The organism is Hyphobacterium sp. SN044 (assembly GCF_021864465.1).
Taxonomy (GTDB): Bacteria; Pseudomonadota; Alphaproteobacteria; order Caulobacterales; family Maricaulaceae; genus Hyphobacterium.
Genome location: NZ_JAKKUV010000002.1, coordinates 147876 through 171412, shown reverse-complemented (window position 1 = coordinate 171412; position 23537 = coordinate 147876). Strand labels below are relative to the sequence as shown.

Below are 23537 nucleotides of genomic sequence, written 5' to 3'. Positions count from 1 at the left end.
GGCTTAGCGCCTCACGAGTTGAAGTCGAGTCCGATCGACGTGTAGTGCTCGGACCGCTCGGCCCAGTTCGGCTTCACCTGCACCTGCAGGAAGAGATGCACCTTGCAGCCGAACAGGTCTTCCATGTCGGCGCGGGCCAGTTCGCCGATCTTCTTGATCGTCGCCCCGCCCTTGCCCAGCACGATCGGCTTTTGCGTCTCGCGCTCGATATAGATGATCTGGTCGATCCGGACCGAGCCGTCCTTCTTCACCTGCCAGCCCTCGGTCTCGACATGGCTGGCATAAGGCAATTCCTTGTGCAGGCGCAGATAAAGCTTCTCGCGCGTGATCTCGGCGGCCATGACGCGCTGCGGCACGTCGGCGGACTGGTCTTCCGGGAAGAAATAGGGGCCATCCGGCATGCGGTCGGCCAGCACGGCCTTGAGATCGGCGACGCCATGACCCTTTTCCGCGCTGATCATGAAGACGTCGGAATAAACTCCGGTCCCGAATAGGTCCTGCGACAGCGCCAGCAGCCGGTCGCGGCGCATCAGATCGACCTTGTTGAGTGCCAGGATCGCCTTGCGGCCGGATGCCTTCAGCCCCTCGATCACCCGGTCATCGTCCTCGACCGAACGCTTCTGCCCGGCCTTGCCCTGACCGTCCTCGACATCGGCGCGCGAGGCGGCATCGATCACGTGGACGACGACGTCAGCGTCCTGCGCCCCGATCCAGGCCGCGCGGACCATGGCCCGGTCGAGCCGGCGGCGCGGCGCGAACACGCCCGGCGTGTCGACCAGCACGATCTGGGTCGTGCCGTGCATCGCCACACCGCGGATCGGAAAGCGCGTGGTCTGCACCTTCTGGGTGACGATCGACACCTTCTCGCCGACGAGGGCGTTCACGAGTGTCGACTTGCCCGCATTCGGGGCGCCGATGACGGCGGCAAAGCCGGCCCGCGTCTGGTTACCGCTCACGCAGCTTCTCCCGCTTGATGAAGGCTTCCGCCGCTTCGCGGCGCGCCTGTTTGAGACTCCGGCCCGTTCCGAGGGCCGGGGCGATGTCGGATATCCGAACCTCGACCTCGAAGACGGGCGTATGGGCCTCGCCCGTCTGGCCGATGGTGATGTAGTCCGGCGCCTTGCGGAACCGTTTCAGCGCCCATTCGTGAAGGATCACGATCGCGTCCTTCTCCGTATAGGACAGATTGTCTGCTTCCGGGATCCAGAAGCGTTCAAACACGCCCCGCGCCGCATCATACCCGCCATCGAGATAGATCGCGCCCAGCACCGCCTCGCAGGCATCGCCGAGGATCGACACGCGCGTCTTCGACCCGTGCGTCTCGATCGAACCGGTCAGCAGGTGCGGCTCCAGCCCCATCTTTTCGGCGATGTGCGCGCAGGCCTCCTTGCGCACCAGCGGATGAAAGGCCGAGGTCAGATCGCCCTCGTCTGCTTCGCCGCGCTCGGCAAACAGCCATTCGGCCGCGGCGAGTCCCAGCACCCGGTCGCCGAGGAATTCAAGGCGCTGATTGGAGCGCGTATCGGCCTGGCCCGGCAGCGACAGATAGCTCCCGTGAGTCAACGCCCGCTGCAACAGCGTCTCGTCCCGGAAAGCGTAGCCGAGCCGTTTCTGGAGATCGTTCAGGCCGGTCATGCGCTCGGTGCGTGCGGCAGTGCCTCGATCACCACGAAGGCCTGCGCCCACGGATGATCGTCGGTGATGGTGATGTGAACGACCGGCGAGTGACCCGGCGGCGTCAGGCGGGCCAGCCAGTCAAGCGCCCGTCCCTTCAGCTCCAGCGTCGGCTTGCCGCCCGGCAGGTTAACGACGCCGATTTCCTTCCACGACACGCCGCGCGCAATCCCGGTCCCGAGCGCCTTGGCACCCGCCTCCTTGGCGGCATAGCGCTTGGCATAGCTGGCCGCACGCATCCGGCGCTTGTCGGACTTGGCGCGCTCGATCTCGGTGAAACAGCGCTGGGTGAAGCGCTCGCCATGGCGTTCCAGCGTCCGCTCGATTCGGCGGATATCGATCAGGTCGGATCCGATCCCAACGATCACGCCGCCGCCTCGCTGCGGGCCTCGTCCATCAGTGACCGCATCCGCTTCACGGCGGCATGGAGGCCGGAGAAAATCGCCTCGCCAACAAGGAAATGTCCGATATTGAGCTCGACGACTTCCGGGATCGCCGCGACCGGTCTCACGCAGTCGAAGGTCAGCCCGTGTCCGGCATGGATTTCGAGACCCCGCCTCGCGCCTTCCTCGGCACTGCGGCGCAGCCGGGTCAGGTGATGCTCGACCGCCTCGCGGTCACCCGCAATCCAGGCCTCGGCATAGGCCCCGGTATGCAGTTCGACGACCGCGGCCCCAAGCGCTTCCGCCACGGCGATCTGCACCGGGTCGGCCTCGATGAAGAGCGAAACCCGGCACCCGGCAGCGCTCAGCTGGTCTACGAAAGGCGCGATGTGACGGTGCTGCGCGGCCACGTCGAGACCACCTTCCGTCGTCCGCTCCTCGCGCTTCTCCGGAACGATGCACACCGCATGCGGCGTGTGGCGCAAGGCGATCGCCAGCATCTCGTCAGTCGCCGCCATTTCAAGATTGAGCGGTAGCGAAATCTCTTGCGACAGACGGTCGATGTCAGCGTCGGAGATGTGCCGGCGGTCCTCACGCAGATGCGCGGTGATCCCGTCAGCCCCCGCTTCGGCAGCGGCGTGCGCGGCGCGCACCGGGTCGGGATGCGCCCCGCCCCTGGCGTTCCGGATTGTCGCGACGTGGTCGATATTGACGCCCAGGCGAAGCATGGTCAGGCCTTCAGTCCGCGGCTGCCCGGCTTGGTCGCGGGTATGGCGGCCAGTTCCGGCGGCAGATCGTCCGGCGCATAGGCCGGGAATTTCACCTGTGCGAGCGAGATCAGCGGCACGCCGACATCGGCCTCGCCGCCCGACCGGTCCACGAGGCAGGCTTCAGCCAGCACGGTCGCGCCCGTCGCCTTGATCGCATCGATGCATTCGCGCGAGGACAGGCCGGTCGTGACAATATCCTCGACCACCAGCACCTTGTCTTCGGGGCCCAGCTCGAAGCCGCGGCGCAGGCGGAACTCGCCTTCCTCGCGCTCGACATAAATCGCCGGCAGACCCATCTGCCGGCCCATCTCGTAGCCGGGCACGATGCCGCCGACGGCGGGCGACACGACGATGGTCGGTTGATCGGACAGCTCGCCGCGAACCTTGTCGGCCAGCGCCGCACACAGCCTTTCGGTGCGCATAGCGTCGGCGAAGACCAGCGCCTTCATCAGGAAGACCGGGCTTCTGAGGCCGGACGACAGGATGAAATGCCCTTCCTTCAGCGCGCCCGCCGCCCGGAATTCGTCAAGCACCTCGTCCTTGTTCATTCGTCGTCCTCGATTTCGGTGTCGCCGCGGATTCGCTGCGCATCGACGACGCTTTCGCACATCTTGAGCGCGGAGACGATGTTGGACAGGTGTTTCGCGTCGAACACCTCGATGTCGAATTGCATCTCGAAGAAGTCCGTCGCGCGCTTCAGCGTCTTCAGATTGGCGATATTGCCCCGGTTCTCGCCCACGGCCTTGGCCACTTCGGCCAGCGCGCCAGGCTCGTTGTGCATGGTCGCGTGTACCCGGCCGAGCGACACGGCGTTTTCCTCGGCCTCGGGCGTCCAGCCAAGATCGATCCACTGGTCCTCGTCGCCCTCGTCGAAATCCGACAGGCGCTCGCAGTCGATCGTGTGAATTTCCACGCCTTTATCCGGCACCAGCACGCCGACGATCCGGTCACCCGGCATCGGCGAGCAACAGGCCGCGAAATGCAGCGACACGCCCTGGGTCAGGCCGCGTGCGCGAACATAGAGCCGGGCCTTGTCGTCCTGGATCAGCTCGCGGGTCGACGTCGTCTCCTCGCGCTCGTCCTTGCGTCCCGGGAAGGCGGCTTCGAGCAGGTCATTGCCCGTCACCCGGCCGCGTCCGAGTGCGATGTAGAGATCACCCGCATTCGCGAGCTCAAGCCGCTGCAGGGCCTCGCCCAGCAGGTCCTCGCGGAAGGTCTTCCCGTCGCGGCGGAAGGCGTGTTCGGCGATGATCTTGCCGATACGTTCGAACTCGTCGCGCTCCGACGACCGGATAAGGCGGCGGATCGCTGCCCGCGCCCGGCCAGTGACGACGAGGTCTTCCCAGCCCGGTGGCGGCTGGCGCACCGTGCCGCGCAGGATGGTGACCACATCGCCGTTACGCAGGCGCGTGCGGAGCGGCCGGTCGCTGCCGTTGACCTTCGCCCCGACGCAGGTATGGCCCAGTTCGGTGTGGACCGCATAGGCGAAGTCGAGCGGCGTCGCACCCATCGGCAGGGCGATCAGTTCGCCTTTCGGCGTGAAGCAATAGACCTGGTCGGCGAACATTTCGAGCTTGGCGTGCTCGAGGAATTCTTCCGGATCGCCGCCCTGTTCGAGGATTTCCACGAAGGGCCGCAGCCGCTCCAGCGGGTCACCGCCGGCCGCCCGCGCCGCCGCCGGGTCGTAGCCATAGCTGTGCCCCTTGTAGCGCCAGTGCGCGGCGACGCCGCTTTCCGCGACGTCCTCCATGTCCTCGGTGCGGATCTGCAATTCCACACGAACATTCCCGCCGCCGACCACGGTCGTGTGCAGCGAGCGGTAATTGTTCGGCTTCGGGGTCGAGATGAAGTCGCGGAAGCGTTCCGGCAGGCTGCGCCAGGTCTGGTGGATCGCCCCGAGCGCCCGGTAGCAATCGTCCGGCGTCGCGACGATCACGCGGAAGGCATAGATGTCGGCGATCTCGTCGAAGGTGACGCCCTTGCGCTCCAGCTTGCGCCAGATTGAATACGGCCGCTTCACGCGTCCGAAGACGCGCGCCTCGATGCCGGACTGCGCAAGGCGTTCCAGGATCGCCGCGGACATCGCGCCAACCTGCTTGCTCTGCCGGTCGCGCAGTTCGGCCAGCCGCTTGGTGATCGATTCAAACGCCGCCGGATTGATGTGCTGGAAGGCCAGGTCTTCCAGTTCGACGCAGACCCGGTTGATCCCGATCCGGCGCGCCAGAGGCGCATAGATGTCGAGCGTTTCGGCGGAAATCCGTTCGCGCTTCTCCGGCTTCGGAATGTGATAGAGCGTGCGCATGTTGTGCAGCCGGTCGGCCAGCTTCACGATCAGCACCCGCACATCCGACGAGATCGCTACGACCAGCTTTTGCAGGTTTTCCGCCTGCTTGGTCTTCTTCGAACTCAGCTCCATCTGGCCGAGCTTGGTCACACCGTCGACCAGCGCCGCGATTTCGGGGCTGAATTTCGTCCGGATATCTTCCAGCGTCGCCGGCGTATCCTCGACCGTGTCGTGCAGCAGGCCTGTGCAGATCGTCGCCGTATCCATGCGCAGATCGGCGAGGTTCATCGCCACGCCAACGACATGGTTGTGATACGGCTCGCCGGAATAGCGCTTCTGCGGCGCGTGCATCTCTTTCGAGAAGTCATAGGCGCGCCGGATCATGTCCACGTCGGCTCGTGGATCATAGCGTTGAACGCGGGCGATCAGATCGTCCGCGCTCGGTGCAGCAGCGATTTCAGGGGGCGCGAGACTCGTCGTGACCGCGCTCAAGCCCGACTAGAAGCGCGTGTCCGGAGCGCCGTCGCGGTCGCTCTGCAGCGCTTTCAGCATTTCCGCTTCATCCGGCTCGGCCACGGCGGGCTTCGCTTCGATCTGCGGAACGTTGTTGTCGGCATCCTGCTCGTCGTCGTCCTCGCTCGGCAGGACGCGCTGCAGGCCGGAAACCAGGCTCTCGCCCAGCACGTCGAGATCGACCGTGTCGTCCGCAATCTCGCGCAGCGCCACGACCGGGTTCTTGTCGTTGTCGCGGTCAATGGTCAGCGCGGAACCCGCGGAGATATTGCGGGCGCGGTGCGCGGCGAGAAGAACCAGCTTGAAGCGGTTCGGGACTTTTTCGATGCAGTCTTCGACGGTGACGCGAGCCATGCGCGCGGTCTCCTTGCTTGTCAGCCCGGTGGCTTGGAACCGCGCTGTTTAGACCCCATTGGCCAGTCCGGCAAGGGGTCTGCCGCATTGCACAACGGAAGAATTCAGCCGATCCGGACGCAGGCGGTCACATCGCTGTCCGGCAAGCCCAGGATCAGTGCGTCGATCCCCTGCCCAGATAAAGGATCAAGCCAGTCCGGAGCGACCTCCTGCAGGGGCAACAGCACGAAGGCACGGCTGGTCGCACGCGGGTGCGGAAGTGTCAGATCGGGCGCATCAATCTGCTGTCCGCCAAAGTCGATGATATCGAGGTCGAGCGTGCGGGACTGGTTGCGATCCGCGCCGCGGATCCGTCCGAACGCTCGTTCGGTCGCGTGGAGCCGGCTCAGCAGCGCATCCGGATCCAGGGTCGTCTCGATTGCCGCCGCGGCGTTCACGTAAGGCGGCGCGGACGGATCGGGCCAGGCGGGTGTACGCCATAGCGACGACCGGGCAAGGACCCGGATTTCTTCGCCATCGAGTGCGTCGAACACCTTGGGTAAAAGCCGTTCGGGCGCTATGTCTTGCCACGGCAGGTTTCCGCCAAGCGCGATCAGGGCGCGGACCGGCCGTGTTTGTTGACCCATTTGAGGATCGATTCCCATGACCTTTTATCCCAACGACCGCATCGGACTTTTTATCGACGGCGCCAATCTCTACTCGACCTCGAAAGCGCTCGATTTCGACATCGACTACCGCAAGCTTCTGGAAGAGTTCAAGAAACGCGGCCGTCTGATCCGCGCGAACTATTACACCGCCCTGCTCGAGACCGAGGACTACACCCCGCTGCGCCCGCTCGTCGACTGGCTCGCCTACAACGGCTTCAACGTCGTCACCAAGCCGGCCAAGGAATATACCGACGAAACCGGCCGCCGCCGCGTGAAGGGCGACATGGATGTCGAGATGGCGGTCGACCTGATCGAGGCCTCCGCCTGGCTCGACCACATCGTCCTGTTCTCCGGCGATGGTGATTTCCGCTCCGCCGTCGAAGCCTGCCAGCGCCGCGGCACCCGCGTGTCGGTCGTCTCGTCGATGAAGTCGCAGCCGTCGATGATCTCGGACGATCTGCGCCGTCAGGCCGATGCCTTCATCGACGTTGCCGATCTGGAAAAACTGATCGGCCGGGAAGCCCGCGAACCGCGCAACGCCGACTGATGCCGGCCCCGCCAGAACCGCCGCTCGATTGTCCGCTCTGCCCGCGCCTCGTCGCATTCCGCGAAGCGAACGCGGCAACCTATCCGTCCTTCTTCAATGCGCCCGTCCCGTCCTTCGGTGATCCGGACGCCGAATTCCTGATCGTCGGTCTCGCGCCGGGCCTCAAGGGCGCGAACCAGACCGGCCGTCCCTTTACCGGCGACTATGCCGGCGACCTGCTCTACGCGACGCTGGAAAAGCACGGCTTCTCGCGCGGCAGCTACGCCGCCCATGCCGGTGATGGCGTGACGCTGGACGGCGCAATGATCACCAACGCCGTGCGCTGCGTCCCGCCGCAGAACAAGCCGGAGACCGCAGAAGCGAACCAGTGCCGCCCCTATCTCGAGGCACGCTTCGAGGCCCTGCCGCGGCTCAAAGCCATCCTGGCGCTGGGAAAGATCGCGCACGACAACACGCTGAAGACGCTGGGATACAAGCTGAACGCGGCGACGTTCGCCCACGGCGCGGAAACCGATCTCGACGGTCCGCACGGGAAGGTCCGGCTTTTCGACAGCTATCACTGCTCCCGGTACAACACGAACACGGGCAGGCTGACCGAAGCCATGTTCGACGATGTGTTCGAAGCAATCCGGCGGTTTCTCGGCCGCTAGCCGAAATTCTTCATCAGCCGATGCTTGCTGCGATCCCAGTCGCGACGCTTGATCGTCTCGCGCTTGTCGATCGTCTTCTTGCCCTTGGCGAGGCCGATCTGAAGCTTGGCGAGCCCGCGGCCGTTGAAATAGAGCCGCAGCGGAACGATCGTCCGCCCTTCCTTCTGCACGGCACCGGCAAGCTTGTTGATCTCCTTGCGATTGAGCAGGAGTTTCCGTTTGCGGCGCGGCTCGTGATTGAACTGGTTGCCATGGCTGTAGGGCGGGATGTCGGCGTTGATCAGATAGATCTCGTCGCCTTCCGGCCCGACATAGGCTTCGGCGATGTTCGCCCGGCCGTCGCGCAGGGATTTCACCTCGCTGCCGACAAGCTGTATGCCAGCTTCGAATGTCTCCTCGACTTCGTAGTCGAAGCGCGCGCGGCGATTGACCGCGACGGCGTCATTGCTTTTCTGGCTCACAGCAGCCCCGCATGTTCCATGGCGGCGCGGACTTCGGCCTTTACCGCGTCGTCCGGCCCAACCAGCGGCAGGCGCAGCTCGTCGCGGCACAGGCCCAGAAGAGAGAGAGCGTATTTCGCCGGTCCCGGGCTCGGGGCGAGGAAGAGCGCGCGGTGCAGCGGCCACAGCTTGTCCTGGATCGCCAGCGCGTCCTCGAACCGGCCCGCGAGTGTCGCCTCCTGTAACTGCGCGCAAAGCGCCGGCGCGACATTCGCCGTCACGGAAATACAGCCGACCCCGCCGGCCGCATTGTAGGCGAGCGCGGTGCCGTCCTCGCCGGACAGCTGGACGAAATCGGGTCCGATCAGATGACGTAGCGCGCTGACCCGGGTCAGATCGCCGGTCGCATCCTTCACCCCGATCACGCGCGACAGCCCGGCAATCCGCGCCATTGTTTCATTGGAGATGTCGACCACGGACCGACCCGGGATGTTGTAGACGATGATCGGCAGGTCGACGGCGTCATTGATCGCCTTGAAATGCTCGTAGAGCCCGGCCTGGGACGGCTTGTTGTAATAGGGCGAGACTACCAGGCCGGCCGCCGCGCCCAGCTCCTTCGCCTTGCGCTGATTGCCGATCGCGACATCGGTCGAATTCGAACCCGTTCCGGCGATCACCGGCACACGGCCGTCGACGATGCTGAGGCAGTGTTCGACCACGCGGAAGTGTTCGTCCTTGGACAGGGTTGGTGATTCCCCGGTGGTTCCCATTGGGACCAGACCATGCGTGCCGGCCTCGATCTGGCGCTCGACCAACGCCTCGAAAGCGCCCTCATCGACGGCACCATTCTTGAACGGCGTCACCAGTGCAGTCAGGGAACCGCGGAACATGTGTCAGACCTCTGTCTCGGATCGAAGGGCGCGGACCATATCCATCTGCACCACGTCCGCCAAGGGACCCGGAACGCTGTGGACAGACGCCGCGTCGCTGCATCATGATGCGCAACATTCCGCGCGCAAAGAACGTTTCGCCCCCATGATGATCCGTGTGATTGCCTTCATCGGACTGTTGACGGTTGCGCTCGCACCGGCGGTCCAAGCCCAGAACAGTGGCCCGGCCCCGCGGCTGAAGCCCGATGTCCCGAACCACTCGGCCTATCTCGACGATCACGACTTCACCCTGTTCCGCGCGGGTCTTCGTGCGGCCTCCGAGGGTGAATGGGACCGCGTGCGCGATATTCGCAGCCGCCTGTCCGACACGGTCGCGCGCAACATTCTTCTGTGGCGCATCGCGACGTCTGACGAGAGCGCGACCTTCATGGAGCTCGACCTCGCGCTCGACGAGCTTGAGGGTTGGCCGCAATACGATTTCATCCGCCGCGAAGCCGAGTTCAAGATCGCGACCTCCGGCCTGTCGCCGGTCTTCATCTCGGGCTGGTTCCAGAACAACCCGCCCCAGTCGGGCGAAGGCAAGATCGCCCTGGGCGAGGCCTATATCGCATCGGGCGCGGAATCTCAGGGCACGGAGCTGATCCGCGATGCCTGGCGCCGCAACACATTCCGGCTATACCGCCAGACCGAAATCCTCGCCGAACATCGCCGCCGCTTGAGCGCCGAAGACCATCAGGCTCGGGCCGACATGCTGCTCTGGGAAGACCAGCGCACCGCCGCAGCGGCGCTGCTTCCCGTGCTCAGTGAAGGCTGGCGCGCGCTCGTCAACGCCCGTATCCGCCTCGCCGGGAGATCCGGCGGTGTGGATTCGGCTGTCGAAGCCGTCCCCGCCTCGCTCGCCAATCACACCGGCCTGCTCTACGAGCGGGCGCGCTGGCGCCGTCGCGCCGGTATGGATTCAGGCGCGCTCGAATTGCTGCTTCAGATTCCAGCCGAATATCCCAATCACGATGCGCTGGAGTCGATCTGGCTTGAACGCCGGCTCGCCATTCTTGACCTGATCCGCGATCGGGATTTCCAGACCGCCTACGAACTCGCATCGGCGAATGGCATGTCGGAAGGCGCGGACTTCGCCGACGCCGAATTCCTCGCCGGCTGGTTCGCCTTGCGCTTCCTCGACCGTCCGGCCGACGCGCTGGAGCATTTCACCCGGCTGGCCGAAGGCGTGTCCTATCCGGTCTCGGTCTCGCGCGGCCGCTACTGGCAGGGCCGCGCCGCCGCCGCGATGGGCAATGCCGAGCTGGCGGAGACCTACTACCGCCTCGCTGCAGAGCACCAGACGGCCTATTACGGCCAGCTGGCGATCGTGGAGCTTGAAGGTGACGACGCCATGTTGTCCCTGCCGCCTGATCTCGAACCGTCGGACGAGGTGCATCGGACATTCGAAGGCCGCCCGGTCGTTCGCGCCCTGCGCCTGCTCGGTGAGATGGACGAGGACTATTTCTTCCGCGTCTTCATCTTCCATCTCGACGACGAGCTGGAGGATCCGCAGGAGAGCCGCCTTCTCGCCGGTGTCGCGCGTGAATACCTGAACAATCGCGAGGCCGTCCGGGCCGCCAAGGCTGCGGGTTACCGCTGGCACGTCCTGACCAGCGATTCCTATCCGATCATCGACCTGCCCGACGTGCCCTATGCCACGCCGGAAACTGCCGTCGTGCACGGCATCATCCGCCAGGAAACCGAATTCGACGCCACGGCGATCTCGAGCGCAGGCGCGCGCGGCATGATGCAGATGATGCCGGCGACCGCCCGGGCCACCGCGCGCCAGGTCGGCCTGCCCTATCATTTCGAATGGCTGAGCTATGACGCAGACTACAACATGCGCCTCGGCCTCTATCACCTGCAGGAAGTGATCGACGAGTTCGACGGCTCCTACATCCTGTCCTTTGCCGGATACAATGCCGGCGGGCACCGTTCGCGGGCCTGGATGGAGGACTATGGCGACCCGCGCGCCGCCGGGGTCGATCCGATCGACTGGATCGAGATGATCCCCTTCTCTGAAACCCGGAATTACGTCCAGCGCATCATCGAGAACACGCAGGTCTACCGCTACCGCCTCGGCGACGGCTCGCCCGTACCCTTGCAGATCATGGACGACCTCAACCGCGGGTCGCCGAACTGGCGGCGCTAGGTCAAAGACGGTCGAGCGCGCGCCGGTAGATCTCCGGATCGACATTCCCGCCGGTGAGAACGCAAATCACCGTCCGGTCCGTCACGTCGATCTTGCCCGACAGGATGGCGCCGAGCGCCGTCGCGCCGCCCGGTTCGGCAACCAGTTTCAGATTGGCATGGGCGAAGGCCACCGCATCAAGCGCCTCGTCGTCGCTGGTCTGGACCGCACCGGTGAGCTGGCGCTGATTGAGCGCAAACGTGATCTTGCCGGGTGACGGCGTCAGCAGCGCATCCTGCACCGACCCGCCAAGGCGCGTATTCGAAACGCGCTCCCCCGCCGCGAGCGAGCGCGCATGGTCGTCAAAGCCTTCCGGCTCCGCCGCCCAGATCTCGACCTGCGGGAAATGGTGCAGCATGGCGAGGCCAATGCCGGCAATCAGCCCGCCACCGCCCGTGCAGCACACCAGTGCATCGGGCGTCAGGTTCAAATTCTCGAGGCTGCGGGCGATCTCAAGGCCGCACGTACCCTGCCCGGCGACGATGAAGGGGTCATCATAGGACGGGACCAGCGTCATGCCGCGCTCCTCGACATAGGTCGCGGCGATGGCTTCGCGGTCGTCCCTTTCGCGGTCATAGGCGACGATTTCGGCACCATAGCGTCGCACGCCATCGGCCTTCACCTTCGGCGCATCAGACGGCATCACGATGATCGCCGGAATGCCCAGCAATTTCGCGGCGCAAGCCACGCCCTGCGCGTGATTTCCGGATGAAAAGGCGACGACTCCCTTGGGCCGGTCGGGCTCGGGAATCAGCGACAGCCGGTTGAACGCGCCGCGGAATTTGAAAGATCCGGTACGCTGCAGGCATTCCGGCTTGATCAGCACCCGGCCGCCGGTTCGCGCGTTCAGCACCTCGTTTTCCAAAAGCGGGGTATGGACGGCCTCGGCGGCGATGCGCCGCGCGGCGTCGAGAATGTCCGAATATTCAGGCAGTTGCTGCACGTTCAATCGTCCTTCCCTCAGCGACTCGACTGCAAGCCGTTGCAATCCATTTCCTAAAAGGATTGCGCGGGGCGGTCATCCCGCGTTTCATGCCAGCAACGGACCGGCAAAAATGCGTCCAAGGGGAGGAAATACATGACGATGCGTGGCGAAATGATGGACATGCCCTTGATGATCTCGGGCATCTTGCGGCACGGCGCACGCTGCCACGGCGAGCGCGAAATCGTGACCCGATTGCCCGAAAGCGGACAGATCCATCGTTACGGTTATGGCGACGCCTGGACCCGGACCGGTCAGCTGGCCAATGCCCTGACCAAGGCGATGAAGATCAAGCCGTCCGACCGGGTCTCCACGATCGCCTGGAACTCGCATCGTCACTTCGAACTCTACTATGGCATTTCCGGCATCGGCGCCGTGGTCCACACCGTCAATCCGCGCCTCGCGCCGGACCAGATCGCCTGGATGCTGGAACACGCCCAGTCGAAAGCCGTTTTCTTCGACGTCCAGTTCGCACCGCTGGTCGAAGCGATCGCCCCGCATGCCAAGGGCGTGAAGCACTGGGTCGTGCTCGGTGGCTCTGAACTGACCTCGAAAAACAAGATCAAGACGGTCGCCTATGAAGACCTGATCGGCGCGCACAAGCCGGACTTCGACTGGCCGCAATTCGACGAGAATGCCGCCGCCGGGCTTTGCTATACGTCGGGTACGACGGGCGACCCGAAGGGCGTGCTCTATTCGCATCGCTCGACGGTGCTCCACGCCATGGCGACCTGCGCGTCGGACGTGATCGGGGTCGGTGCAAAGGGCGTCGCCCTGCCCGTCGTGCCGATGTTCCACGTCAACGCCTGGGGCATTCCCTACGCCACGCCGATGACCGGCGCGAAGCTGGTCATGCCGGGTGCCCAGCTTGACGGGGCGAGCCTGCACGAGCTGATCGAGACCGAGAAGGTCAATTACGTCGCCGGCGTGCCGACCGTCTGGCTCGGCCTGCTGCAGTATCTGCGCGAGAACAACAAGCGCATCGACAGCGTCGAGCGCGTGCTGATCGGCGGTTCGGCCCTGCCCGAAGCTCTCCTGCGCGCATACGAAGACAACTACGACGTCGTGATGCAGCAGGGCTGGGGCATGACGGAGATGAGCCCGCTCGGCACGGTGAATACGCCGCTTCCCAAGCACGAAGGGCTCGACCGCGAAGAGGAAGTGAAGGTCAAGCTGAAGCAGGGCCGTCTCGTCTACGGCGTCGACATGCGGATCGTCGACGACGAGGGCAAGGAGCTTCCCTGGGACGGCCAGTCCTCCGGCCACGTCCATGTCCGCGGTCCGTGGATCGCGTCGGGCTATTTCCGCGGTGCGGGCCGCGAGAGCTTCACCGACGATGGTTGGTTCAAGACCGGTGACGTCGCCAATCTCGACAGTGACGGCTACATGACGATCACCGACCGTTCCAAGGACGTGATCAAGTCCGGCGGCGAATGGATCAGTTCGATCGATCTGGAAAACGCCGCGATGGGCCATCCGGACATCGCCATGGCCGCCGCCGTCGGCATGCCGCACACCAAGTGGCAGGAACGCCCGCTTCTGGTGGTTCAGTTGCTGCCCGGCAAGGAACCGAACCCTGAATCCATCATCGAGTATCTCGAGGGCAAGGTCGCCAAGTGGTGGATCCCGAACGGCATCGTCTTCATCGACCAGATGCCGATCGGCGCGACCGGCAAAATCCTCAAGACCAAGCTGCGCGAGATCTACGCCGACTACCGCTTCCCCGACGATCCGGGGGTGTAAGGAGCGAACCTGACGTTTCCCGGACGGCGAAGCCGATCCGGGATCCAGCAGGACCCCGTTCTTCACTCACGCGAAACCGGGGAGCGTCCCGGTATCCGGCTCTTCCCTTCTCCCCTTTTTGAAGGGGAGAAGGTGCCCGTCAGGGCGGATGAGGGGTTCTGCTCCGCAATCGAAGTGAGACGCATACCCCCTCACCCGGCGCTCCGCGCCACCCTCTCCCCCAAATGGGGGCGAGGGGAATGGAACAGAGAATACGGGACTCACGTCCCGCCAATCCCTCCCGCAGCCCATTGCGGCGGACCGCCGTTCGCGCTATTTCTTTATCGAAATTCGATAAGGAGTGCCGGACATGGAAATCCTGCTGATCCCCGCCCTGCTCTATTTCATCCCGACGATCGTCGCGCTTCTGCGCGGGCATCACAACGCCTTCGCGATCTTCCTGACGAATTTGCTGTTCGGCTGGACCGTCATCGGCTGGCTGATCACGCTGATCTGGTCGACGACCGCGATCGTCCACCGCGTCCAGGTGCAGAACTGATCCAAGCCTACTCGATGAAGTCACAGATGTCGGACAGCGGCTTCTTGATCAGCGCGTGTTCGGGCACGGTCGCGCCTTCGGCGGGATAGCCCGCCACGATCAGCATGTAGGGCTTCTCATTCTCCGGCCGGCCGCAGATGTCCGACAGGAAACCCATCGGGTTCGGCGTATGCGTCAGCGTGGCGAGCCCGGCGCGGTGAAGCGCCGCGAGCAGGAAGCCGCAGGCAATGCCGACGCTCTCGCTGACATAGTAATTCTTCTTGGTCTCGCCCGCCGTCACGCCGCCGCGCCGCTGCGCGAACACCGCGATCAGCCAGGGCGCAATCTCCAGATAGGGCTTGTGATCGTCCGTCCCGAGCGGGGCGAGCGCTTCGAGCCATTCCGCGCTGGCCTTCTCCGTGTAGAAGGCGCGCTCCTCGGCCTCGGCCGCTTCGCGCAGGCGGGTGCGGACCTCGCCCTTGCCGATGACGGAGAAATGCCAGGGCTGGTGATTGGCTCCGGACGGGGCTGTGCCGGCCGCCCGGATCGCGTTCTCGATGATCTCGCGTGGCACATCCCGGCCGGAAAACTCCCGCACGGTCCGCCGCCGCTTCAGATCCTCGTAGAAGGCGCGCGCCTCGGCGCGCATCTCCGCTTCGGGCTTTTCGCTGAAATCGAGGGGTCGGGAGGGAATACCGGCCACGCCCTTAGCCCTGTGTCCAATCCAGAACCACCTTGCCGGATTTGCCCGAGCGCATCGCGTCGAAGCCCTTCTGGAAGTCGCTAGCCGGCAGGCGGTGGGTGATGATGCCCGACACGTCGAGCCCGGACTGCAGCATGGCGAGCATCTTGTACCAGGTCTCGAACATCTCGCGGCCATAGACGCCTTTCAGCGTGATGGCTTTCAGCACCAGCTTGCCGAAATCGACCGGGATCGGCTTCGAGGGCAGGCCGAGCATGGCGATCTTCCCGCCCATGACGAGGCAGTCGAGCATCTGGCCCAGGGCTGGCGCGGCTCCGGACATTTCCAGACCGACATCGAAACCCTCGGTCATCTTCAGCTCGGTCATGACGGCCTTGAGGTCTTCTTCCGCCGTGTTGACGGTGCGCAGATTGCGCACGACGCCCTCGGCGAGCTTCAGGCGGTCGGAATTGATGTCGGTCAGGACAACATGACGCGCACCGACATGGCGGGCGACGGCCGCGGCCATGATGCCGATCGGTCCCGCGCCGGTGACCAGCACGTCCTCGCCCACCAGATCGAATTGCAGCGCGGTGTGCACCGCATTGCCAAGCGGGTCGAGGATGGCGCCAATCTCGTCCGGCACGTCGTCCGGCAGCGGCACGACGTTGAAGGCCGGGATTTTCACATATTCGGCAAAGGCGCCGGTGATGTTGACGCCGACGCCCTTGGTCTCGGGGTCGAGGTGGAATTTGCCGGCCCGCGCCGCGCGAGACTTCACGCCGACGACATGGCCTTCGCCGGAGACGCGCTGGCCCACCTTCACGCGGGTCACATCGCTGCCGACGGCTTCGACCACGCCGGAATATTCATGGCCCACCACCATCGGCGTCGGCACATTCGCCGCCGCCCAGTCATCCCAGTTGTAGATGTGGATGTCGGTGCCGCAGATCGCGGTCTTGCTGACCTTGATGAGGACGTCGTCCGGCCCGATTTCGGGCTTCGGCGCATCGTCGATCATCCAGATGCCGGTTTCGGGCTTCAGCTTGGCGAGGGCTTTCATGGGGGACGGCCTTCTTGTCGCGGGTTTGCGAGGGGTGATCTAGCGCACCCCTCGCCTCCCGCACAATCCGTCCTTCAGATCGTCAGCCTTCGTGGGCGTTCACCGGCGGAAAGATCCGCGCCAGAGGCCCGCTCGACGGAAACGGTGCGAGCAGCACGCGCCGCACCGGATTCCACGCCGCCCCGAGCAGCACGACTGTACCGCCGAGGAGGAGGAGCGTGACAGCGACGACGGCGCCTGCGCCAAGCCCGGCCGACTGAACGATCACGGCGATGGACAGCCCCGCGGTCAGCAAGCCCGAGACGATAAGCGCCCGCCGGTTGATCAGCAGCGAGACCACTGCAAACACCGCGATCACAACAAGCGCGGTAATCGCCAGCCCGGTGGCGTTTTCATTGCCCGTCGACATCGCAGCAATGAGGTTGGTCGACTCCACATTGGTGAAATCGCTCTCGCTGAGCGTCCAGCCGAAACTGGTGACGTTCAGAACCGCGAACAGCAGGATCGGCGCGGCGAAGAAGTGCAGCCAGAAGGCCGTACCCGCCAGGCGGGTCTGCCGCCCCGGATCCCGCGCATCGAACATGATTCCGGCGAACAGAAGCGCCCCGCCGAGCACCACATTCACCGTGGGCATGTAGACCACGTAGTAATAGGGCTCGAAGGTCAGCAGGGTCAGACCCGCGAGGCTCACCAGCGCGACCCCGAAGAGGCCGCCGGCAAAGGGAAGCCGGAAGCTGAAATAGTAAAGCGCGATAGGGATCAGGACGGCGAGGCCGGCCACGATCGGCGCAATACGCAGCATCAGCGGGATGGCGCCCGTGATTTGGTTCATCGTCGCGCGGTCGAATGTCTCCGGGTCATCCATAGCGTCGAAGCGCGCCTCGATGGCATCGAAGGAAATGCCGGAGCCGTCCATCAGGAAGCGGATATAGAGCCAGACGAGCACCGTCGCAGCGGTCCCGACGAAGCCGAGCGACAGCGCGATTCCCGGCAGGATGCGCCGCTGGCTACCGACGAGCACCGCCGAGATCAGCCACAGGATCACGCCGATCCCGGCGATCAGCCCCATCAGCAGGGCCTGACCGTTGAAGGTCTCGATATTCTGACCGGAAGCCTGGAAGACCTGTGCCGCGCCGAAGGCGAGACCACCCCCGAGCAAGAGCACACCGATCGTCGTGAAGATGTCGTGGAAGTTGTTGAGGAATGGAAGCAGTTCGTCCTGGGGTCGGGCTCCGTCTGAAGTCCGGGGAGACTCATTCATCATGATTGCGGCGTCTGTCATGTCGCCCTCCTGTCCTTGGCGTTAACGCTAGGATGCCAATGAGGCGAAAAACAGATGCATTGCGAGGGTCGGAATCCCTCCTGAGGGGAATTATCGTGACCGGTAAAGCGCCCAGCCCGCCGTGACCGGCAGGGACAGGAAGAAGACGGTGGTCGCCGTCGAGCCCAATTCGACCAGCCCGCCCGGCGCGCCCATGATCGCCACGACCGGCCAGGCGATGGCGCAGGGCAAGGCGAGAATGGCGAACGGCCACCAGCCCTGCCGGAACATCGTCAGCGCGAAGATCGCCGCCGCGCCGGAAATCGCGAACCATTTCGTGAAGGTCGACGCCGCCAGCGCGGGCAGATGCGCCGGCGCGCCCTCGGGATCGGTCAGGATCTGGTGGATGACCGCATTCTCCCACCAGTCCGCCGGGATCGCGATCGCGGCGGCCAGCACGCCGACCCAGGCCAGCGGTCGCCCGCTCAAGGCAAGGCCTGCCAGCACCACGATCATCAGCCCGCCATAGGCGAGCGGAAACCAGACATCAAGCGCCTGCCCGGCCATGAAGGCGGACCGCAGCTCAGTGGCTCCTTCCGCCCGTACGAAGGCCAGATCGTCGCGCGAATTAGCAAATTCCAGCGCCAGGATCGGCGTCTCATACCCCTCCGCCATGCCCGCCGCCGTCTGCGGCATCGTCTGTCCGAACAGGACGACGAAGACGATCACCGCAGCGGTGAAACCGAAGGCAGCGAGGGAGGCGAGATTTGCGGGTTTCATGGTTGTTTGCTCCCCCGTTTACGGGGGAGCTGTCGAGCGCATCGCGCGAGACTGAGGGGGGAAATCCCCCCTCCGGCCCGAACGTTGTTCGGCCCACCTCCCCCGCATGCGGGGGAGGAAAAGGCGCGCGGCTCAATCAGGAGACAACCCCCAGCTTCTTGCCAACCTTGGTGAAGGCGGCGATGGCGCGGTCGATCTGTTCCGGCGTGTGGGCCGCGCTCATCTGCGTGCGGATGCGCGCCTTGCCCTTGGGAACGACCGGATAGAAAAAGCCGATCACATAGACGCCCTCGTCCATCAGCTCGGCGGCCATCTGCTGCGCCAGCTTCGCATCGCCCAGCATGACCGGGATGATCGGGTGTTCGCCCGGCAGCAGGTCGAAGCCCGCCGCGCTCATTCCCGCGCGGAAGCGTTTGGCATTGTCGAACAGGCGCGCACGCAGATCGTCGCCCTCGCGGACCATTTCCAGCGCCTTGAGCGAAGCGCCCGCAATGGCGGGAGCCAGCGAATTCGAGAAGAGGTAAGGCCGCGAACGCTGGCGCAGCATGTCGACGACTTCCTGCTTCGCCGCCGTGAACCCGCCCATCGCCCCGCCGAGCGCCTTGCCGAGCGTGCCGGTGATGATGTCGACCCTTCCCATCACGCCGCAATGTTCCGGCGTCCCGCGCCCCTTCGCGCCCATGAAGCCGTGCGCGTGGCAGTCATCGACCATCACCATCGCATCATACTTATCGGCGAGATCGCAGATCGCTTTCAGGTTCGCGATATAGCCGTCCATCGAGAACACGCCGTCGGTGACGATCAGCTTGTGACGCGCGCCGGCCGCATCGGCGGCCTTCAGCTGGGTCTCGAGATCGTCCATGTCGGAATTGGCGTAGCGGAAGCGTTTCGCCTTGCAGAGCCGCACCCCGTCAATGATCGAGGCGTGGTTCAGCGCGTCCGAGATGATCGCGTCATGCTCGTCGAGCAGCGGCTCGAACACGCCGCCATTCGCGTCGAACGCCGCGGCGTAGAGGATGGCGTCCTCCTGCCCGGTGAAGTCGGCGATCGCCTTTTCCAGTTCGCGGTGAACTGTCTGCGTGCCGCAAATGAAACGGACCGAGGCAACGCCGTAACCGTATGTGTCGAGCGCGTCCTTGGCCGCATTGACCAGTTCGGGGCGGTTGGCGAGGCCGAGATAGTTGTTGGCGCAGAAATTGATGACGTGATCGGTCTTGCCGTCGCGCATCACGTCGATCTCGGAATACTGCTCGGACGCGATCACGCGCTCGCGCTTGTAGAGGCCCTCGGCCTCGATCTCGGCCAGCGTATTGCGCAGATGGGCGTAGAATGCGTCGCTCATGTCGTCCTCGTCGTGTCGCTTGCCCCTGCCAATAGTCCGGTCGAGGAGCGAAGGAAAGTCTTGCGGTTCCCCCCCGTTACGGTCCTATGGTGTCAGCAGGAATTTGGAGGGGATACCGAGGGGCTGACAAAGCCCGCGGGGAGATCGCATGAAGCCGACCGATACGGCCGATCCGGACTATTTTCACAAAGTCGTCGATTGCCAGTGGGCCTGTCCGGCCCACACGCCGGTACCCGACTACATCCGCCTGATTGCCCAAGGGCGTTTCACCGACGCCTACATGGTCAACCGGCGGTCCAACGTTTTCCCGGGTATTCTCGGGCGCGTCTGTGACCGGCCCTGTGAACCGGCCTGCCGCCGCGGCCGTGTGGAAGACGAACCCGTCGCCATCTGCCGGTTGAAACGGGTCGCCGCCGACCACAAGGACGAGGTCGCGGACAAGCTGCCGCGCGCGCCGATCGCGCAGAACGGCAAGAAGATCGCCCTGATCGGCGCCGGTCCGGCCTCGCTGACCGTCGCCAACGATCTCGCACCGCTAGGCTATGACTGCACCGTCTTCGAGGCGCTGGAAAAGCCCGGCGGCCTGATGATCTCCAACATCCCGTCCTTCCGCCTGCCCGAGCGCGTGCTGGATGAGGAGATCGGCTACATCCTCGACATGGGCGTCAAACTAAAGACCGGTCACCGGATCGACTCGCTGAAAGCCCTGCTCGACGAGGGCTACGACGCGGTCTTCGTCGGCTCCGGCGCGCCCAAGGGCAAGGAACTGAACCTGCCCGGCCGCCAGGAGGCCGACGCCAACATCCATATCGGCATTTCCTGGCTGGAATCGGTCGCCTTCGATCACGTCAAGTCGATCGGCAAGCGCGTCCTGATCATCGGCGTCGGCAACACCGCAATGGATTGCTGCCGCACCTCGCTGCGCCTCGGCGCCGACGAGGTGAAGGTGATGGCGCGCAAGCCGCGCGAATTCTTCAAGGCCTCCCCCTGGGAACTCGAGGACGCCGAGGAAGAGAATGTCGAGATCGTCGTCAACCACTCGCCGAAGGCCTTCGTGATTGAGGACGGCAAGCTGGTCGGCATGACGTTCGAGATCATGGAATACGACACCGACGAACGCGGCCGCATCACCGATACGCGCGTTGTCGGCGAAAAGACCATTCCCTGCGATGACGTCATCCTCGCCATCGGCCAGGAAAACGCCTTCCCCTGGATCGAGCGCGATCTGGGCATCGAGTTCGACAAGTGGGACGTGCCGGTCGTCGACGAGACGACGTTCGAGAGCACCCGCAAGGGCGTCTTTTTCGGCGGCGACAGCGCCTTCGGCCCCAAGAACATCATCTGGGCGGTCGAGCACGGTCACCAGGCGGCGATCTCGATCGACAAGCATTGCCAGGGCCTCGACGTGTCGGAGCGCCTGCCGCGCGGCCTCAATCTCGAAACCGCGAAGATGGGCCACAATGAATGGGCCTATTCCAACGGCTACGATCCCTCGCAGCGCCGCCAGATGACGCATGTCGAACTGGCCAAGCGCTTCAAGGATCTCGACACCGAAGTGGAGCTGGGCTTCGACCCGCAGCAGACTGCCGTCGAGGTGGAACGCTGCCTGAATTGCGACGTCCAGACCGTTTTCACCGCCAGCGCCTGTACCGAGTGCGACGCCTGTATCGACATCTGCCCGGTCAACTGCCTGACCATCACGCCGAATGGCGAGGAAGCCGATCTGCGCCAGCGCCTGTCGGCTCCGGCGGACAATCTCGATCAGGACCTCTTCGTGTCCGAAGACCTGCCGAATACCGGCCGGGTCATGGTCAAGGACGAGGACCTCTGCCTGCATTGTGGCCTGTGTGCCGAGCGCTGCCCGACGGCGGCGTGGGACATGGCCCTGTCTGAAATCTTCCTGCCGCACGCGGACGATGAAGCCGCCGAGCGCGCCCGCCGGAGAGCCGCCGAATGAATGCCGTCACCGGGACGTCCGCCCGGACCCGCGTCAACGACTTCGTCATCAAGATCGCCAATGTGAACGGCACCGGCTCGGCCAGTGCCAACGGCCTGCTGATGAAGGCCATCTTCCGCATGGGCATCCCGGTCGTGGGCAAGAACCTCTTCCCGTCGAACATCCAGGGCCTGCCGACCTGGTACGAGATCCGCGTCACTGGCGATGGCTGGACCGGCCGGTCCGGCGAAGTCGACATCATGGTCGCAATGAATCTCGAGAGCTATGCGCGCGACCTGAAGGACGTCTCGCCCGGCGGCGTGCTGATCTATGACAGCACCTGGCCGCGCCCTTCGCTTCTGTCGCGCGACGACGTGACCGTGCTGGGCATTCCCCTCGCCCGCATGTGCAACGAGAACTTCGCCAATGCCCGCACCCGGGTGCTGATGAAGAACATGGCCTATGTCGGCGTGGTCGCCGCGCTGACCGGCGTCGACATGGCCGTGATCCAGACCCTCGTCGAGGAAATGTTCGGCGCGAAACCGAAGCTCATCCCGCCCAACATGCAGGCGGTGGAAATGGGCTACAATTACGCGAAGGAACACTTCACCCAGCCCCTCGCCTTCAAGCTCGAAGCGCTCGACAAGACGTCCGACTGCATCATGATCGACGGCAACACCGCCGCCGCGCTCGGATGCGTCTATGCCGGCGCCAGCTTCGGCGCGTGGTATCCGATCACGCCCTCGACCTCGCTGATGGACGGGTTCAAGAGCTTCTGCGAACAGCTGCGGGTCGATCCCGAAACCGGCAAGAACAATTACTGCATCATCCAGGCCGAGGACGAATTGTCCGCCATCGGCATGGTGATCGGCGCGTCGTGGAATGGCGCGCGCGCCTTCACCCCAACCTCCGGGCCCGGCATCTCGCTGATGAGCGAGTTCATCGGCTTTGCCTATTATTCCGAAGTCCCCGCCGTGCTGTTCGACGTGCAGCGCGTCGGCCCCTCAACCGGCATGCCGACCCGGACCCAGCAGGGCGATATCCTGCTCGCCGCCTATGCCAGCCATGGCGACACCAAGCACATCGTCCTCTTCCCGGCCAACCCGAAGGAATGCTTCGACTTTGCCGTCGAAGCCTTTGATCTGGCCGAGCGTTTTCAGACGCCGGTCTTCGTCCTGTCCGATCTCGACATCGGCATGAATGACTGGATGACGCCGAAGCTGGAATGGGATGACAGCCGCCGCCCCGATCGCGGCAAGGTCTATCACGCCGCCGATCTCGAAAAGATCGAGAAATTCTATCGCTATCTCGACGTCGACGGCGACGGCATCCCCTACCGGACCATTCCGGGCGAACACCCCAAGGGCGCCTATTTCACCCGCGGTTCCGGCCACACGAAATACGGTGGCTATACCGAGGACAGCGCCGCCTATCAGGACGTGCTCGACCGCATCCTGCAGAAGTGGAAGAACGCCGCCACCAAGGTGCCGGGCCCGGAAATCGTCCGCTGCGGCAAGCCGACCCGGATCGCGATCCTGACGGTTGGCGGCTGTGACGGTGCGGCCAAGGAGGCGATTGCGCGCCTGAATGCCGAGGACGATCTCGACATCGACTATCTGCGCGTCCGCGCCTTCCCCTTCCATCCGGAGATCGAAAATTTCATCGCGAACTACGACACGGTTTTCGTGCTCGAACAGAACCGCGATGCCCAGCTGCGCACCCTGCTCGTCACCGAAACGACGGCGCGCAAGGACCAGCTCGTCTCCATCCTCGACTATGCCGGCATGCCGGCCAATCCGCACCTGATCGTTGATCGGGTTCGCGAACACATCGCCAGCCAGGGCTGATC

General features: G+C 64.6%; 23 protein-coding genes. 7 read left to right on the top strand and 16 right to left on the bottom strand.

Annotation, left to right across the window (positions count from 1 at the left end):
* Positions 1-11 precede the first annotated feature (11 nt).
* From era to folK, 8 genes are all read right to left on the bottom strand, one after another.
* Positions 12-956 carry a GTPase Era gene (era, locus tag L5876_RS03700; RefSeq protein ID WP_236954736.1) on the bottom strand — a complete coding sequence of 315 codons (945 nt, stop codon included), beginning with the start codon at positions 954-956 and terminating at the stop codon, positions 12-14.
* On the bottom strand, positions 946-1635 hold the full coding sequence (rnc, locus tag L5876_RS03695; RefSeq protein WP_236954735.1) for a ribonuclease III: 690 nt from the start codon (positions 1633-1635) through the stop codon (positions 946-948). Before rnc ends, era begins: the two co-directional genes overlap by 11 nt.
* The gene (gene acpS, locus L5876_RS03690) at positions 1632-2042 is read right to left on the bottom strand and encodes a holo-ACP synthase (RefSeq protein WP_236954734.1); all 411 of its coding nucleotides are present in this window, start codon (positions 2040-2042) and stop codon (positions 1632-1634) included. Before acpS ends, rnc begins: the two co-directional genes overlap by 4 nt.
* On the bottom strand, positions 2039-2785 hold the full coding sequence (locus L5876_RS03685) for a pyridoxine 5'-phosphate synthase (RefSeq protein ID WP_236954733.1): 747 nt from the start codon (positions 2783-2785) through the stop codon (positions 2039-2041). Before L5876_RS03685 ends, acpS begins: the two co-directional genes overlap by 4 nt.
* Before the next feature lie 2 nt (positions 2786-2787).
* Positions 2788-3375 (bottom strand): orotate phosphoribosyltransferase, encoded by a 588-nt coding sequence (gene pyrE / locus L5876_RS03680; RefSeq protein WP_236954732.1) that lies wholly within the window; start codon positions 3373-3375, stop codon positions 2788-2790.
* Entirely contained in the window at positions 3372-5603 is a 2232-nt protein-coding gene (locus L5876_RS03675; RefSeq protein WP_236954731.1) for a bifunctional (p)ppGpp synthetase/guanosine-3',5'-bis(diphosphate) 3'-pyrophosphohydrolase, read from the bottom strand. Before L5876_RS03675 ends, pyrE begins: the two co-directional genes overlap by 4 nt.
* Before the next feature lie 6 nt (positions 5604-5609).
* A complete protein-coding gene (rpoZ, locus tag L5876_RS03670; protein WP_236954730.1) occupies positions 5610-5978 on the bottom strand; it encodes a DNA-directed RNA polymerase subunit omega in 369 nt (122 codons plus the stop codon).
* Positions 5979-6082: 104 nt separating this feature from the next.
* Positions 6083-6604: a 2-amino-4-hydroxy-6-hydroxymethyldihydropteridine diphosphokinase gene (gene folK / locus L5876_RS03665; protein ID WP_236954729.1), complete on the bottom strand. Its 522-nt coding sequence runs from the start codon at positions 6602-6604 to the stop codon at positions 6083-6085.
* A 16-nt stretch (positions 6605-6620) separates the two neighbouring features.
* On the opposite strand from folK, the gene L5876_RS03660 reads away from it, so the two are divergent.
* Positions 6621-7172 carry an NYN domain-containing protein gene (locus L5876_RS03660; protein WP_039709952.1) on the top strand — a complete coding sequence of 184 codons (552 nt, stop codon included), beginning with the start codon at positions 6621-6623 and terminating at the stop codon, positions 7170-7172.
* Positions 7172-7822 carry a uracil-DNA glycosylase gene (locus L5876_RS03655; RefSeq protein WP_236954728.1) on the top strand — a complete coding sequence of 217 codons (651 nt, stop codon included), beginning with the start codon at positions 7172-7174 and terminating at the stop codon, positions 7820-7822. The genes L5876_RS03660 and L5876_RS03655 overlap by 1 nt, the downstream gene beginning before the upstream one ends.
* On the opposite strand, the gene smpB is transcribed toward L5876_RS03655, so the two are convergent.
* Both smpB and dapA read right to left on the bottom strand, forming a co-directional pair.
* Positions 7819-8283, bottom strand: a complete 465-nt coding sequence (smpB, locus tag L5876_RS03650; RefSeq protein ID WP_039709954.1) for an SsrA-binding protein SmpB — start codon at positions 8281-8283, stop codon at positions 7819-7821. The two genes, L5876_RS03655 and smpB, sit on opposite strands and share 4 nt — an antisense overlap.
* Complete coding sequence (gene dapA / locus L5876_RS03645; RefSeq protein ID WP_236954727.1) at positions 8280-9152, bottom strand: 4-hydroxy-tetrahydrodipicolinate synthase; 873 nt, start codon at positions 9150-9152, stop codon at positions 8280-8282. The genes smpB and dapA overlap by 4 nt, the downstream gene beginning before the upstream one ends.
* 145 nt (positions 9153-9297) lie before the next feature.
* Here dapA and L5876_RS03640 point away from each other — a divergent pair, with 145 nt between their 5' ends.
* The gene (locus L5876_RS03640; RefSeq protein WP_236954726.1) at positions 9298-11343 is read left to right on the top strand and encodes a lytic transglycosylase domain-containing protein; all 2046 of its coding nucleotides are present in this window, start codon (positions 9298-9300) and stop codon (positions 11341-11343) included.
* A 1-nt stretch (position 11344) separates the two neighbouring features.
* Here the strand turns inward: L5876_RS03640 and L5876_RS03635 are convergent, their stop codons facing one another.
* A complete protein-coding gene (locus L5876_RS03635) occupies positions 11345-12331 on the bottom strand; it encodes a threonine/serine dehydratase (RefSeq protein ID WP_272906830.1) in 987 nt (328 codons plus the stop codon).
* A gap of 129 nt (positions 12332-12460) precedes the next feature.
* Here L5876_RS03635 and L5876_RS03630 point away from each other — a divergent pair, with 129 nt between their 5' ends.
* Positions 12461-14107: a long-chain-fatty-acid--CoA ligase gene (locus tag L5876_RS03630; RefSeq protein ID WP_236954725.1), complete on the top strand. Its 1647-nt coding sequence runs from the start codon at positions 12461-12463 to the stop codon at positions 14105-14107.
* 349 nt (positions 14108-14456) lie between these two features.
* Positions 14457-14645 carry a superinfection immunity protein gene (locus L5876_RS03625; protein WP_236954724.1) on the top strand — a complete coding sequence of 63 codons (189 nt, stop codon included), beginning with the start codon at positions 14457-14459 and terminating at the stop codon, positions 14643-14645.
* 7 nt (positions 14646-14652) lie between these two features.
* On the opposite strand, the gene L5876_RS03620 is transcribed toward L5876_RS03625, so the two are convergent.
* From L5876_RS03620 to L5876_RS03600, 5 genes are all read right to left on the bottom strand, one after another.
* Entirely contained in the window at positions 14653-15273 is a 621-nt protein-coding gene (locus L5876_RS03620; protein ID WP_272906846.1) for a nitroreductase family protein, read from the bottom strand.
* Between the two features lie 58 nt (positions 15274-15331).
* Positions 15332-16369, bottom strand: coding sequence for an L-threonine 3-dehydrogenase (gene tdh / locus L5876_RS03615; RefSeq protein WP_236954722.1), 1038 nt, complete (start codon positions 16367-16369; stop codon positions 15332-15334).
* Positions 16370-16451: 82 nt separating this feature from the next.
* Positions 16452-17651, bottom strand: coding sequence for a hypothetical protein (locus tag L5876_RS03610; protein ID WP_236954721.1), 1200 nt, complete (start codon positions 17649-17651; stop codon positions 16452-16454).
* Between the two features lie 90 nt (positions 17652-17741).
* Positions 17742-18410 carry a hypothetical protein gene (locus tag L5876_RS03605; protein ID WP_236954720.1) on the bottom strand — a complete coding sequence of 223 codons (669 nt, stop codon included), beginning with the start codon at positions 18408-18410 and terminating at the stop codon, positions 17742-17744.
* Positions 18411-18546: 136 nt separating this feature from the next.
* Complete coding sequence (locus tag L5876_RS03600) at positions 18547-19752, bottom strand: glycine C-acetyltransferase (protein ID WP_236954719.1); 1206 nt, start codon at positions 19750-19752, stop codon at positions 18547-18549.
* Positions 19753-19900: 148 nt separating this feature from the next.
* Here L5876_RS03600 and L5876_RS03595 point away from each other — a divergent pair, with 148 nt between their 5' ends.
* Positions 19901-21709: an FAD-dependent oxidoreductase gene (locus L5876_RS03595; RefSeq protein ID WP_236954718.1), complete on the top strand. Its 1809-nt coding sequence runs from the start codon at positions 19901-19903 to the stop codon at positions 21707-21709.
* Positions 21706-23535: a 2-oxoacid:acceptor oxidoreductase subunit alpha gene (locus L5876_RS03590; RefSeq protein WP_236954717.1), complete on the top strand. Its 1830-nt coding sequence runs from the start codon at positions 21706-21708 to the stop codon at positions 23533-23535. The genes L5876_RS03595 and L5876_RS03590 overlap by 4 nt, the downstream gene beginning before the upstream one ends.
* The last annotated feature ends 2 nt before the right edge of the window (positions 23536-23537 follow it).

What these genes read in the sequence shown, in the direction of transcription:
- rnc (WP_236954735.1), bottom strand. Translation starts at nt 1,635, where the DNA reads ATGACCGGCCTGAACGATCTCCAGAAACGGCTCGGCTACGCTTTCCGG.
- L5876_RS03685 (WP_236954733.1), bottom strand. Translation starts at nt 2,785, where the DNA reads ATGCTTCGCCTGGGCGTCAATATCGACCACGTCGCGACAATCCGGAAC.
- pyrE (WP_236954732.1), bottom strand. Translation starts at nt 3,375, where the DNA reads ATGAACAAGGACGAGGTGCTTGACGAATTCCGGGCGGCGGGCGCGCTG.
- rpoZ (WP_236954730.1), bottom strand. Translation starts at nt 5,978, where the DNA reads ATGGCTCGCGTCACCGTCGAAGACTGCATCGAAAAAGTCCCGAACCGC.
- folK (WP_236954729.1), bottom strand. Translation starts at nt 6,604, where the DNA reads ATGGGTCAACAAACACGGCCGGTCCGCGCCCTGATCGCGCTTGGCGGA.
- L5876_RS03660 (WP_039709952.1), top strand. Translation starts at nt 6,621, where the DNA reads ATGACCTTTTATCCCAACGACCGCATCGGACTTTTTATCGACGGCGCC.
- L5876_RS03655 (WP_236954728.1), top strand. Translation starts at nt 7,172, where the DNA reads ATGCCGGCCCCGCCAGAACCGCCGCTCGATTGTCCGCTCTGCCCGCGC.
- dapA (WP_236954727.1), bottom strand. Translation starts at nt 9,152, where the DNA reads ATGTTCCGCGGTTCCCTGACTGCACTGGTGACGCCGTTCAAGAATGGT.
- L5876_RS03640 (WP_236954726.1), top strand. Translation starts at nt 9,298, where the DNA reads ATGATGATCCGTGTGATTGCCTTCATCGGACTGTTGACGGTTGCGCTC.
- L5876_RS03630 (WP_236954725.1), top strand. Translation starts at nt 12,461, where the DNA reads ATGACGATGCGTGGCGAAATGATGGACATGCCCTTGATGATCTCGGGC.
- L5876_RS03625 (WP_236954724.1), top strand. Translation starts at nt 14,457, where the DNA reads ATGGAAATCCTGCTGATCCCCGCCCTGCTCTATTTCATCCCGACGATC.
- L5876_RS03620 (WP_272906846.1), bottom strand. Translation starts at nt 15,273, where the DNA reads ATGCGCGCCGAGGCGCGCGCCTTCTACGAGGATCTGAAGCGGCGGCGG.
- tdh (WP_236954722.1), bottom strand. Translation starts at nt 16,369, where the DNA reads ATGAAAGCCCTCGCCAAGCTGAAGCCCGAAACCGGCATCTGGATGATC.
- L5876_RS03610 (WP_236954721.1), bottom strand. Translation starts at nt 17,651, where the DNA reads ATGACAGACGCCGCAATCATGATGAATGAGTCTCCCCGGACTTCAGAC.
- L5876_RS03605 (WP_236954720.1), bottom strand. Translation starts at nt 18,410, where the DNA reads ATGAAACCCGCAAATCTCGCCTCCCTCGCTGCCTTCGGTTTCACCGCT.
- L5876_RS03600 (WP_236954719.1), bottom strand. Translation starts at nt 19,752, where the DNA reads ATGAGCGACGCATTCTACGCCCATCTGCGCAATACGCTGGCCGAGATC.
- L5876_RS03595 (WP_236954718.1), top strand. Translation starts at nt 19,901, where the DNA reads ATGAAGCCGACCGATACGGCCGATCCGGACTATTTTCACAAAGTCGTC.
- L5876_RS03590 (WP_236954717.1), top strand. Translation starts at nt 21,706, where the DNA reads ATGAATGCCGTCACCGGGACGTCCGCCCGGACCCGCGTCAACGACTTC.